10 protein-coding genes are annotated in these 14,028 nt (G+C 33.0%); 6 read left to right on the forward strand and 4 right to left on the reverse strand.

Annotation, left to right across the window (positions count from 1 at the left end; genetic code table 11):
• Positions 1-32: 32 nt before the first annotated feature.
• On the forward strand, positions 33-2,489 hold the full coding sequence (locus B176_RS21505; protein ID WP_017259215.1) for a helix-turn-helix domain-containing protein: 2,457 nt from the start codon (positions 33-35) through the stop codon (positions 2,487-2,489).
• A gap of 109 nt (positions 2,490-2,598) precedes the next feature.
• Here B176_RS21505 and B176_RS0112790 read toward each other — a convergent pair whose 3' ends face one another.
• Positions 2,599-2,892: a hypothetical protein gene (locus B176_RS0112790; RefSeq protein WP_017259216.1), complete on the reverse strand. Its 294-nt coding sequence runs from the start codon at positions 2,890-2,892 to the stop codon at positions 2,599-2,601.
• Positions 2,893-2,949: 57 nt separating this feature from the next.
• On the reverse strand, positions 2,950-3,408 hold the full coding sequence (locus B176_RS0112795; RefSeq protein ID WP_017259217.1) for a DUF2147 domain-containing protein: 459 nt from the start codon (positions 3,406-3,408) through the stop codon (positions 2,950-2,952).
• Positions 3,409-3,462: 54 nt separating this feature from the next.
• On the opposite strand from B176_RS0112795, the gene B176_RS0112800 reads away from it, so the two are divergent.
• The 5 genes from B176_RS0112800 to B176_RS0112820 all read left to right on the forward strand — a co-directional run bounded on the left by B176_RS0112800 (position 3,463) and on the right by B176_RS0112820 (position 11,220).
• Positions 3,463-3,792, forward strand: coding sequence for a tRNA-binding protein (locus B176_RS0112800; protein ID WP_017259218.1), 330 nt, complete (start codon positions 3,463-3,465; stop codon positions 3,790-3,792).
• Positions 3,793-4,000: 208 nt separating this feature from the next.
• On the forward strand, positions 4,001-8,887 hold the full coding sequence (gene porU2 / locus B176_RS0112805) for a putative type IX secretion system sortase PorU2 (RefSeq protein ID WP_017259219.1): 4,887 nt from the start codon (positions 4,001-4,003) through the stop codon (positions 8,885-8,887).
• 299 nt (positions 8,888-9,186) lie between these two features.
• A complete protein-coding gene (locus tag B176_RS20990) occupies positions 9,187-9,483 on the forward strand; it encodes a hypothetical protein (RefSeq protein WP_154647982.1) in 297 nt (98 codons plus the stop codon).
• 166 nt (positions 9,484-9,649) lie between these two features.
• On the forward strand, positions 9,650-10,363 hold the full coding sequence (locus tag B176_RS0112815; RefSeq protein WP_017259221.1) for a hypothetical protein: 714 nt from the start codon (positions 9,650-9,652) through the stop codon (positions 10,361-10,363).
• Positions 10,364-10,545: 182 nt separating this feature from the next.
• Positions 10,546-11,220, forward strand: a complete 675-nt coding sequence (locus B176_RS0112820) for a class I SAM-dependent methyltransferase (protein WP_017259222.1) — start codon at positions 10,546-10,548, stop codon at positions 11,218-11,220.
• Here B176_RS0112820 and B176_RS0112825 read toward each other — a convergent pair.
• Positions 11,203-12,657 (reverse strand): MATE family efflux transporter, encoded by a 1,455-nt coding sequence (locus tag B176_RS0112825; protein WP_017259223.1) that lies wholly within the window; start codon positions 12,655-12,657, stop codon positions 11,203-11,205. The genes B176_RS0112820 and B176_RS0112825 overlap by 18 nt on opposite strands.
• Before the next feature lie 423 nt (positions 12,658-13,080).
• Positions 13,081-14,028, reverse strand: coding sequence for a hypothetical protein (locus B176_RS0112830; protein ID WP_017259224.1), 948 nt, complete (start codon positions 14,026-14,028; stop codon positions 13,081-13,083).

The following is a 14,028-nucleotide window of genomic DNA, read 5'->3' on the forward strand; positions in this document are numbered from 1 at the left end:
TTGTACATCATCCACATTAAAAAACACACTGAATGCTTTCAAAAAACCCTCAGTTAGAATTAGCTTCCGAATTTGTACAGTTTACAGACCGAAATATTTTTTTAACAGGTAAAGCAGGAACAGGAAAAACCACCTTTTTACATCAGCTTAAAAAAACCTGCCCAAAACGCATGGTTGTTGTGGCGCCAACAGGTGTTGCTGCAATTAATGCTGGTGGCAGTACCATACATTCTTTTTTTCAATTGCCTTTTGGGCCGTACGTTCCCGGTAACTCGGAAAAAGCGAACCAAAACCGCAGGATGAACCGAGAAAAAATCAACCTGATTAAAAGTTTGGATTTGTTGGTGATCGATGAGATTAGTATGGTTCGGGCCGATACTTTAGATAGTATTGACGATGTTTTAAGGCGTTACCGCGATAGAACAAAACCTTTTGGAGGTGTGCAGCTGTTGATGATTGGCGATTTACACCAGCTTTCGCCAGTAGTAAAAGACGATGAATGGGCTTTGCTGAAAGCGCATTATGATAATATCTATTTTTTCAATAGTAATGCACTAAAGCAAACTTTTCCCATCAATATCGAGCTGAAACATATTTATCGCCAGTCAGACGATACGTTTATTAAACTGTTAAATGCTGTAAGAGAAAACAAGATTGATGCACCAACCTTAGAAAAACTCAATTCCCGTTACATCCCAAATTTTAACCCGCATGAGGATGAAGGTTACATCACTTTAAGTTCTCATAATTTTTCGGCAAATCAAATTAACGAAGGCAAACTAACTGGATTGAAAGGAAAGGAATACACCTTTAAAGCAGAGGTTTATGGCGATTTCCCAGAGTTTTCTTATCCAAACTCAGCTGAGCTAACTTTTAAAATTGGTGCGCAGGTGATGTTTGTTAAAAACGACATTTCAAGAGATAAGCTTTACTTCAACGGAAAAATAGGAAAAATCACAAAAATAAAAGACGAAACCATTTACGTAAAATGCCCTGGAGATTATCAGGAAATCATAGTCAATAAAGCCGAATGGCAAAATTTTAAGTACGAGCTCAATGCTTCTACCAAAGAGATTGAAGAAAACATAATCGGGACGTTTCTGCAATATCCGCTAAAGTTAGCTTGGGCAATTACCATCCACAAAAGTCAGGGTTTAACTTTTGACAAAGCCATTATTGATGCCAATGCAGCTTTTGCCCACGGACAGGTTTACGTGGCTTTAAGCCGATGCAAAACCTTTGAAGGCTTGGTATTGCACTCTCCGATCAGCTTCAATAGCGTAAAAACCGATGGTACAGTTTCCAATTTCACCAGAAATGCAGAAGAAAATGCACCCGACGAAAACCATTTGGTACAATCCAAAATCATTTTTCAGCAAAATTTGTTGTTTGATTTATTTGATTTTAAAACCTTAAAAGGTGCATTATTCCAAATCAAAAAGCTATCGGAAGAAAACCACCAGACCATAACAGATGGTTTTTTAGACGAGATCAATAAAGTCCGAGAACTAGGCGATAACAAGATTTACGACGTTGCCGAAAAATTCAAAAGACAGATTTACACGCAACTGCAAGATAATGGGCTGCCAGAAGAAAACGACGAGCTTCAAAACCGCATTAGAAAAGGCTGTACCTACTTTTTGGAAGTTTTGGAAAAGATAGAAAAACAGTTAAAGGCAACAGATTTTGATGCGGATAACAAATCGGTAAAAAAACACATTGAAGAAGCTTTAGAAACGTTGAACAAAGAACTTTTTGTTAAACAAAGTAGCTTAAAACTATGCAGCGAAGGCTTTAAAACACTTTCTTACTTAAAAACCAAAGCTAATGCGGAGATAGATTTTAGCAATTCCCGTAAAGTAGAGACTTCTGTTGTTACACCTAGAAAAACGGCAGCGCCAGCAGGCGTAAAACATGCACCACTTTTCCAAACCATCAAAAAATGGAGAGACGATCTGGCTAACGACTATGGCGTACCAGTTTACCAGGTTCTACCACAGAAAGTACTGACAGATTTAGCCAATAAGCTTCCGTCAAACTATGAGGAACTGGAAAGTATCAAAGGCATCGGTAAAGTAAAAGTAAAACAATACGGAAACGAATTGTTGATTATGATTTCTGATTATTGCGAAGCTAACAATATAGAACAAGCCCCTATCAAGGGTTTAATTACCTCAAAAATCAGTAAAACCGACACCAAACGTCTCAGCCTTGATTTGTTTAAAGCGGGTAAATCTGTGGAAGATATCGCAAAAGAGCGAGGTTTTGTGGCTTCAACAATTGAAACACATTTAACCCATTATATAGAAAGTGGTGAAATTGCAGTTTCGGATTTCATTGCAAAGGAAAAGGTAGATAAAATCACTGATTACATCCATGAAACGAAGCCTATTTCCATCAACCAAACCAAAGAAGCAATGGGAAACGAGATTTCATACGGTGAAATTAGAGCAGTGATGAAGCATTTGGAGATATTACAATCGATTTAAAAGTCCTTATTCAACAGTAGAATCCTCGTTTATTCCAAGCGGTAAAAATGGTCAAAAAAAAGTCCCGCTAAGTAAATAGCGAGACTCTGTTTTCGATAGATAGATTAATTTATTTAATGTTATCGATTGCTTCTTGAGCTCTTAATCCTTCGATGTTATTTTTCCCTTCGAACTTATCTTTTACTTCGTCAAAGTTTTCTAATACGGCAGCAATGGAATCTAATATCTCCGCTGCATTTTGATGCATATCTCCTAATTTACTTTCCAATTTTTTGTTGTTGAGCTCCATATTATCAACTTCAATTTTCCCAATTTTTTGGATAACTGCAGTTTGGCTGTGCTTTAAATCTTCCAGCTCCCTGCTTATTTTCTCCATCAAATCAAACTGTTTTAACTTATCCATAATATCAAATTTTGGTTTATATTTATTGATATAACCAGTAATGATGCCAAATTTTATTTAAGGTTTAAATCTTGTAAAAGCAAGGGTTTGACATAAAAATTCAAACTTCCAGTAGCCTTTAACTTCAAGTTGGTTTTCTTTATTAAAATAAACCACAGAACTCCAATGCCTTCCGCTGCTAGCATCATAAATTCTTCCTTTCTCCCACCTGTGCTTATCAGAATTATAGAGTAAACCTTCCAATACATCCATACCCAAAATAAGCTGATCCCTCAATCCTTTATTAGGATTATGGATATCGGTTCTTGTCCGCATTGGCCTACTGAGATCATCGGTGTCTTTAAACCACAACACTTTTGCCTGAAACTGATTGGAAACTTTATAAACTTCAATAATTACATTCTTTTTTGTAGAGATCCATTTGCCTAAAATATCATTCTGAGACTGTAGACAGATGCCTTTTAAAGGCAATAACATTAAAAGGAAAGCAACAAAAAGCTTATAAGGTATCTGCATAAAATTGATTTGCTTAAAGAAAGCAATTATAATGCTAATTATTACTTTAGCAGGATGAATATTTTTAGCGCATTTGAAAGTTTAGATATAAGAGTGGGAACAATTATTAAAGCAGTCGTTTTTAAGGAGGTAAAAAAACCAGCGTACAAAATTTGGATAGATTTCGGCGAACTTGGTATTAAAAAAACATCCGCCCAGATTACCGTACTTTACCTGCCGGAACAACTAGTTGGCAAACAAGTTACAGCTATTGTAAATTTTGAGCCGAAACAGATTGCCAATTTCATGAGCGAGTGTTTGATTTTAGGTGCTGTTGGTGAAGGTAATTCTGTAACTTTGTTAACAACGGATAAGGTGGTTGAGAATGGGGTTAGGGTTGGGTAAGGGTACGATTAAATCCCTTTCGTCAATTTACCCGTATATATCGATTACTAATTAATTCCTTGAGAGCTGTTGTTGCTATAATCTCGATCCTTTTAAGTATAGCAAATCGTTAAGTGGTGCATTTCCCATTTTTGCTAAGTATATTTGAACTTGTATCAGAGTCGATAATCCCATTCACAAAAGGAGAACTCGAGCATAATAAATTTTTATGAAAAAACACCTTTTACTTCTAGTGATTTTCTTTTCGTTGATTTGGTCAAAATCTTATGCTCAAACGTATGGTAACGAATGGATTAACGCTAGTCAGAAATATCTAAAGATAAAAGTAAGCGAAGAAGGTATATATAAAATAACTCTTAGTGATATAAATGCTGGCGCATTCCAAACTGGCCAGCTAAACCCATCTAAATTACAAATATTTAATAAAGGTGTTGAGGTACCGCTTTATATTACGGGAACAGCTGACGGTAGTTTCGATAACGGTGATTTAATTTACTTTTACGGAAATAAAAATAATGCCTCGCTCGATAAAGTTTTATATCAAAACCCTGCAGATCTCCCAAATTCTGAAGTAAGCTTATTTGAGAATGACAACTACTACTTTTTAACTTACTCAACAGCCAACGACGGCCTAAGGTATATTGTTAATAATCAAGTTAACACTAGCCTTACACCAGAGAGTTTTGTTGTTGTTAACGAACGTATCAATCTGTCCAACAGCTATTATCCGGGAGAATATATTTTAGACGCTATGTCTCTATCTGAATATACTGAAGGCGAGGGATATTTAGGAAGTACCTTTGGTAAGGGAGAGAATCAAAATTATCAACTAAACACATTAGGTTTTCTGAACACACCTTCATTCCAACCTACGATTTCCTTTTACGTTGCTGGGCGATCGAATGCTTCATCGACAAACAGTCAAAGTAAAAATCACCATTTAAGAATCTCTACGGGTGGCAGTCCCCTTTTTGACTCTCTATATAGAGGTTATACAACAATTAGAAAAACCGTTCCACTAACAGTAGGTTCTGCAACAACAGCTATTTCTGTTTCGTCGGTAGACGATTTGGGCGCTGTTACGGATTTCCAGGCACTTGGTTACATTCAACTCAATTATAGTAGAAACTTGGACTTGAACAGTCTAAAAAACCTAACTTTTAACGTCTCTGGCTCAAAAGAAAGCAATTTATTAAACTTTACCAATTCGGGTCTTACTACAGCTTTTATTGTGGAGAAAAACGGAACAAATATTTATTTCGCCAATTCAACAACAGCCTCCCTCCAATTTTCACTAAAAAACACCAATACAACAACGAATTACTATCTGGCTGATTTATCGCTTTCAAAACCAGTTACTACAATTAACGTCAGTTTCAAAAACACCAATCCAGCTTCGTCGAAAAGCTATCTAATGATCTCTCACACTTCTTTGAGTGATGGAGCCTTAGCTTATAAACAGTATAATGAGAGTATAGGAATGCCTACCGCTTTAGAATACACAGAAGACTTATATAATGAGTTTTACTATGGTTTTCATCACCCAATGGCTTTAAGAAACTATTGTAACTACATGATAGAAAAAGGGAGTACAAAGCCCGAGTATCTTTTGTTGTTGGGTAAAGGATATGAGAATTCAAGAGACTATCTTGGTAGTGATTTGGTGCCGACAATGGGGTTTCCTGGCAGTGATAATATGCTAACCGCTGGATTAAACGGGAGTAAACTGGAACCGGGGTTAGCAACTGGTAGAGTGCCCGCAGAAAATAATGCGGATATATACAATTACCTAAATAAGATAAAAGCATATAACACCTTGGGCGATGATTTATGGAGAAAACGAATGCTTTTTATCTCGGGTGGAAGAACACTCTCTGAAAATTCCAGCTTCCAATCTTATCAGAACTCCCTTGCGGAAGTAGCAAAAAAAGAGTTCTATGGAGCTAACCCGCTATACGTAAAAAAAAATGTTAACGTTCCGGTAACAGAAAGCTTTACGGATGTAATTGTTAAGGAAACCCAGCAAGGATTAGGACTTATTTCTTTTTTAGGCCATGGAAGTACAATAACCACAGAAATACTTATGGGAGAACCCGCTACTTTAGGAAATAAAGAGAAACCTACAATATATTTAGTAAACGGATGCAGTACGGGAAATGTTTTTTCAAACGTAAAATCTTTAGGAGAAAGATTCTTACTTCAGGAAGATTTTGGAGCGGTGGGATGGATAGGGACCTCAAGCGAAGGTGTTGCGTCATATTTAAATAGTGCTTCACTTAAATTCTACCAAAGTTGGTTTGTTAAGAACTACGGGATATCAGTATCAAAAGGGATAAAAATTGGTTTAGGCACTTTTCAATCAGCCAATGATAAACTAAATTTAGCACATACAAGACAATATATATTTTTAGGCGATCCATATTTAAAGTTTCTCACTCCTGATAAACCGGACTACTCAATATCTAATAGTGAAATTTTTCCCGCAGTCTCAAATCAAAACTCAACTAATCCTACTTTACAAATTAATGCTATAATCTCTAATAAGGGTAAAGCAGTAATCGACAGTTTAGAAATACAGGTGAGCAGGACACTACCTAACAATTCCGTAATTAATTTACCAATATTCAAAATAAAACCAGTTTTTAATTCAGATACTTTAGCCCTGAGTTTAGATAATAATTTAGCAGGACTTTCAGGAAATAATAAGATTTCCATTAAACTCAATCCTAGAGGCACAATCGGAGAGAACGCAAATACCAATAATGATGCTACTTTAGAAATATTTCTACCCGGGAATAGTATTAACTTAATCTATCCTTTAAAAAACTCAATTCTAAATACAACACGAGTAGAACTTAAGGCACAACCCGATGATTTATTTACCCTAAATGCAGAATATTTATTTGAGATTGACACTTCACCTAATTTCGACTCTAATTTCAAAAAAACATCTCCAATAATTAAAGCAGACTTGTTTCCTACTTGGAGCCCCGATGTTTTGTTAGAGAATGGAAAACTTTACTACTGGAGAGCCCGATTAAATTTACCAATTGATAAAGGAGGCCAATGGGCTGAAAGTTCGTTTACGTACGTTCAAGACAGTAATGACGGATTTATGGTTTCATCGTATAATCAGTTAAAGGAATTTGACTCGCAAAACATTGTAAAAAGTAACGATTACCTCGAATTTGTCCCCGACGTGTTTTCAACTACCATACAAACCCGGGGAGATGATGCCTCGACTTTGGAAGAAAAGCGATATCGATACGGAGGGATTGGTTTAGGCTATTTTAGTGAAGGCTTTGAGGGAATTACTTTAGTCGCTTATGACCCTGTAGTATGGGGTAAACGATTTAGCTACCCAAGTCCTTTCAATGTTGCTAACAGCACTGGGCCTATCATTGGTTATACGGGTCAATATTATTGGAATACAAATAATGCTGTTGAATTAGATTCTCTATTGAGTTACTTAAAACAAGTACCTTTGGGTTCAAATGTTGTATGTTACAATGGGTACAATATATCTTTCAAAGAATTACCTTTAAATATAAAAAATGAGTTAAGAAATTTAGGACTCGTTAAATTTGAAAATCTAGAAAGAGGTGAACCTTACATGTTTTGGGCTGTTAAAGGAGGAGCTCCTGGAACGGCTATTGAAGTCACTGCAGATTATTCATCAAGTATTCCACCTAGGCAACAGATTATTAAGAAAGCCGTGGATCTACAATACAAGGCGTCTAGCGGGTCAATAGAAAGCACAAAAATAGGTCCTGCTATAATTTGGAATAGTTTAGAAAGTTTATTTGATGAACGACCTTCTGACAACCTAAAATACAGTGTAATAGGGATTGATAATAAAAATCAAGAATCTGTCCTTTTAAATAATTTCACCACAAACAATCAAAATCTATCTAGCATTAATGCAACTAATTACCCGTATATTAAAATTAAAATCTCATTTGAGAATTCTTTATTGCGAACTATACCATTAATAAACCAGCTAAAAGTTTTTTTCCAACCAGTCCCAGAACTTTCTTTTAATCCGCAATTAAAAAACGAATTTTACAAAGATGAAATACAAGAAGGCGATTCTTTAAAAATAAATTACGGATTAAGTAACCTATCAAAATATCAGACAGATTCAATAGGTATTTACTATCAAATAGTTAACAACAATAAACCTGGGGAGTTAAAACTTGTCCGTAAAATAGGTGGTTTAAAGCCTTTTGAAAATACTACCGTAAGTCTTTCACAATTCACCAATAATTTGGGTGGAGAAAATATCATTCGATTGACAAGTGGTTATGAAAAAGTTAATGATGCTTTCCAGTTTAATAATTTTATTTCTAAAAGATTTACGGTCTTACGAGATGAAAAAGAGCCAGTACTGAATGTTTTGTTTGATGGTAGAAGCATCATAAATGGTGAGACCGTAAGCTCATCGCCATTGATTTCTATTACTGCAACCGATGAAAACCAATTCCTTTTAATGAAAGACACGAGTAAGATTGATGTTTATTTAAAAGGCTCGAAAGAATCCGAATTCAAAAAAATCAGCTATTCATCAAATGTTCTAACTGTAAAAGAAAATGCTTCGCCGCAATCAAATAAATACGTTCTAGATTTTACCCCTAAAAACCTTGCTGACGACATTTATACTTTGAAAATTAAGTATCGTGACAATAGTGGAAATGGAAATAGTAAACCAGACTTTCTGGTGGATTTTAACATTATAAATGAGTCTGCAATAAGCAATTTTTACCCTTACCCCAACCCCGTAGTAAGTTCAATGAATTTTGTTTTCACTATTACTGGCAATAAAATACCAGATAAGATAAACATACAAATATTTACAGCAAGCGGGAAAGTAGTGAGGGAAATAAACAGAACCGAACTTGGAAATTTAAGGATTGGGAACAATAAAACAGACTTTACATGGGACGGCACAGACATGTATGGTGACAGACTTGCAAATGGAGTGTATTTTTATAAGGTTACGGTGGGAGATAATGAAGATAAAACTTACAAAAAAATACAAGCCACGAACTCTAAACTTTTTAAAAATAACATTGGTAAAATTTATCTACTAAGATAGTAAGCTCTATATAGTCAAAATCTCATAATTTCTTTAACAAAAGAAATTCAATTTATAACAGTATGTATTTTTTAGAAAAGGTAAAGAAGAAAAACAGAAAGTTATATTGGCTATTTATAACTATAATATGCGTTACTTTTCTAGTAAATATCGCAAAATTGGAAACAACTCCATTTTACGTTTGGAGAATGTATGCTAAACCGCAACAAATACGCAAAGAGAATATTTTTTATACCCTCACATACAACCACAACAAATTATTTAATAAAAAATATTTTTGGAACACCAATCAAAAGCTTATGCTGACTTATACTATACCAAAATTTGTTGAGTGCAGAAATAACGGTGGCTATACGTTACAGCAAAAGAAAACCCAAAAATCTTTGGAGAGCAAACCGTATAAGAAATTCTTTTTAAAAACACCAATTTATCAGAAAGCAGACTTAAATAAATTTCCAGACTGGCTGGTAAGCTATGTATCTGAGGTAGAGAACAGAAAGATAACCGACCTAAAAATCTTTAAAATAACTTCAACGTACGAAAATGGCAATTATGCTGTTAAGGATAAGCAGTTGATTCTCTCATACAAAAACTAAGGCTCTGATGATAATCAATAATATCAGTTTGTTTCGACGGCTAATAACAAGAATTATTGTAGTTATTATTTTATTTGATTTATGTTGGCGAGGCTATTCCTATATTTTACCAAACCAACTACAAGCACCGGTTATACACAATTATAGTTATGACCCACTATACTGGATGTTTCAATACTTCGATATTAACGAGATACTAATCTCAAGTTATTGGGGCGCTAACATTTTAACTATTTTATTATTTATAACAGCTTTAATAGTTTTTGCAAAACCAGACAAGACCTTATACAAGGTGCTATTTACCTTGGTTCTAATTAGCTATACCGTATTATTAAACATTAATATTAGTCATTCCGTTCATGTCTTTTCAGGGATAATTTTAATAACTTTTGCACTATGGCCAAGTACCAATGAAAACTTTAAAATAACTTGGGAATTTTTACGCTATTATATTTGCTGGCTCTATTTTTCGGCATTTCTTTGGAAAATTATTCACTTAGGCTTTTTTCAGGCTGAGTACGGTTATGAAGCATTTACTGATAATCTTTCGTGGTATATATATCAAAATCCCGAAGATTTATTAACCAAATTGTACTTATATTTAGTTAAACATAAGCTAATACTTAACATTGGAGCGAAAGTGATTATCTTGCTAGAAGGGGCTTTTATAATAGGCTTTTTTACAAAAAAAATGGACCACTACTTGGTTCTATCGTTGCTTATTATTCATATATCAACGTTTATCTTTGTTGATGTGATGTTTTTTGAGTTGTTTATATTGGTAATACCTTTTATCACTTTAAACACTTGGGCAAAAATTGACAAATTAAAAGACGCTATTTTTTATTCTTTTAAAAAGTCAAAATCGATTAAAATATAATCTCATTCTTAAAAATGGCCCATCTACTTTCTTTAATGTTTAGCTTGAGATTTTTCGTAGAATAGACAATAAATTAAATTCAAATTATTAGCTTAGTTCCTTATCTTAATCATACTTCTAAGTTCTTTGTATAACAACTATAATGTTCTAAGTATGTTTGACTATTTAATTTGAGAAAATAGATGAACAAAATATTACGAACTGCATTACGCAGATTCATAGAAAAAAAGGGATTTGTTATTTATAGAAAATCTTCTTTGGTAGGAAATCAAAATGCTTTTGAATACAATTCACCAACAAATACAGATAAATATTATTCTTCCATAACTAATTTAAGGGATTACCTGAGTAAAAGCAGAACCGACGCTTTTGAAGAAATTTTAGACATAACAAAGAAAAACTTAAGCAATAAACCATTACAAATTTTGGACGCAGGTTGTGGATGTGGCTTTTTAACAACTTTAATTAAAAAACAGTTCCCTGAAGCAAGCGTCACAGGCATCGATCACTCAGACGTAGCCGTAGCTTATGCAAATAAGAACTTTAGCGATATTGTTTTTGAACAAACAGACCTTTATACAGGTAGACTTGATAAATTTGATTTAATTTTTTGTAGTTCTGTTTTAGAGCATTTAAGTTATCCTGAGATTATAATTTCAAATTTCGCAAATTCTTTAAATGAAAATGGAAGAATTATCATTACAGTTCCTAACGGGAGGATGGATTTTTTTGATGGTCATATTCATTTCTGGAGTCCTGAAAGTTGGCAACTATTGTTAGAAAAAGTTATCCCGAAAAATTCTTTTAAAATTCATTTACTAAAGTCAAAACCGGATATCTTAACTATTATCAGTTAAATATTTCTCAATTGATTGTTTCTTAATTAATAACACAAATAAGAACCAAATAGTTATCGAAATATAAAAAGAAAACGTTGGCGTAAAATAATCGAATATACGCTGCAAAGCAAATGCTGATATTCCAAAAACCACTAAGTCTTTAAAGATAGTTAAGTAAGGAAACAGTTTTAATATACTAACATTAAGTATCTGAGCGCTATAAATATTAACTAATATCACGTACAAATAACTTGTAATCACCACGGCGAAAACTAAACCCAAAACTCCTAAATATTTGTACAATACTAAAGATAGCAGAACATGAAAAATAAGTTCGGCAAATTGAAAATAAAATATAAATTTTGTTCGATTGGTTGCTAATAATATATCATGATGACTACAAACTCTTAATAATCCGACTAAAGAATATATAGCGAACAAGTAAGAATATTGTACATAGCTATTACCAAAAAAAAGACCGATAAAATCTTTATGCCACACAACAACAGCTATTGAAACAGGAAAAATAACATTAACAACTTTTAAAATATACTTAAACCGTAATTGAATAACTTCCCCATCATTTTTATTTTGATACGCCATAATCATTGCAGGTAAAGCAATAGTAAAATACGATATATATATATTTGCCAAAAACGGCACATCAAATGTTACATTTGCAAATACAGCAAAATTTGCTAAATTATTGCTTTCCAAACTAACAATAAATTTACCGGTGTTGGCAATTAGAAAACTTGAAATAGAACTAAAAAATAGAGGAAGTGCATATGAAATCAGTGTTTTCTGTAAGTTAAGATCGAAATTCCAACTTTTTGCTCCAAAAAAATCGTCTTTCAACACTGCCCAATTAGCTAACCCAATAATAGCTTGCATTACTGCATTCAAAACCAATATGTAGGTTAAATTCATTGAAAAAGAGGTGAGTACTAAAAGTAAAATACACCTCCCGGCTTGAATTATAATATTATACTTAATATAACGAACGTATTTTCCGTAAACTAAAGCAAGGTTTAAGTCTATAACAGATAAACCAGAAAAGAAAATATAAGTAATAATTGATAGCCAGTCTATCAAACTAAGCTTACTTTCGTTGGAAAGATAAGTAGTCAATATAAAGGCTAGAATAGAGACGGAAGTACAGAGTAAAATAATTTGAAAAATACGTACCTGCTTTACAATTAGCTTCCTTTCTTCTAAGCAAGCTTTAACATTTAAATAATAATAAATGGTTTGAGAAAATCCCGCTGTACTAAATTGAATAATCAGCCCAGAGTATAACAATATCTCTCTTAACTTGCCGTATATACCAATTGACAAATTGTGGGAGAGAATAATTAAAATTAGAAAGCTAAAAACAGATAATAGGGAATTCCCAAGAATTAAAGAAAACCCTTCATCTTTTGATATTTTTTTTAAAAGTCTTTTTATTTTCATCAATGACGCTATCGAAAATCTTTTTCAATCTATAAAGCAGTTCAAATAATCAAATCTCGATATTTACCACTGAAAGTGAGTGGAGAAATACAACGCTATTTAATCCTCTCAAAATCAAAGTTGTTACTGCCTGAAAAATCATCATAATCCTCTCAAAATCAAAGTTGTTACTGCCTGAAAAATCATCAGTTAAGACTGGAGTAGATATTTTATAACAAACGGAAAATATAAATTAACACATAATACTTTGATATACTTACGTTTGAAGTGATTATTTACCGTCCTTAATGTTGGTATATTAAAAGTACATATTACAAGTTGGCATATAACAACTCAAACGATTTCAAAAACATAAAGAAGCAATCATCTAATATTGAATCTAATTGGACACACTATCGAAATGTAATTTATATTTAACTAAGTTTATTTAAAATAATTCCTTATAAAACGTTTAATTTTATGTAGTCTGTTTCTAATAATAGTAAATTGGTTATACTTGTAATCTACAATATAATAATTTTGAAGTTCCGGTTCGCTCCTAACCTTGTTTTCAGCAACTTTCCTGGTGTTTGCGCCTAGGTAATCGAAATATTCATATTTATTTTCCTTTAGCCAATAATGCATACTTATTTTTAAAAAAGCATTTGATTTAGATTTTAAATTATTATCAACGGTATGTTCCAACAGCGAATTCCCTGTTTTTTTAAATTGATCTAACACCAAAAAGGTAGAGCCCATATAATTATCGCCTTCATCAAAAACACAAAAAAATTTAATTATTCTTTTTTCCATAAGCTCAATAATCCAGCTTCTTAAATTTCCAATAATCTTGATTGAAAATCCAATATCCGACAGTAAGCACTTATGAAAATCCCAATACAAATCAAAACCATGCATTTCTTTTAACGTAAAATTTAGTCTATCTAAGGCAATCTTATGGTTTCTTACCATATCTTTCTTAAATTTCAATGCATCCAGCTTCTTCAAATAAGTGTAACGTACAGTAACATCAAAATCATTCCATATAAAACACCTAATATCCTTTACCTCTACCGGTAACATTAGTTTGATTGATTTATAGGTTTTCTTTAATTCGAGTAAGGTATTATCCAAAACCTCATTCTGCTTCAAATAAGATAAACTGTTATCCAACCAAAAACCACTATAGAACGGATAGATATTCGGCAAAATTAATTTTCCATCTCTTTCAAAAGAAGAAAGTTTCAAAACTGGTTTATCATCTAAGAAATAAAGAAAAAAAACTGCTTTGCAATTAATTAATTTCGCCGTAATTTCTACAAAAGTTAAAGAAAGACTCAAGTTGTTTAGTCCTGTATTATTGAAAGTCAAAAAATCAACCTTTTTGAACAT

It is taken from the genome of Pedobacter arcticus A12, assembly GCF_000302595.1.
GTDB lineage: Bacteria > Bacteroidota > Bacteroidia > Sphingobacteriales > Sphingobacteriaceae > Pseudopedobacter > Pseudopedobacter arcticus.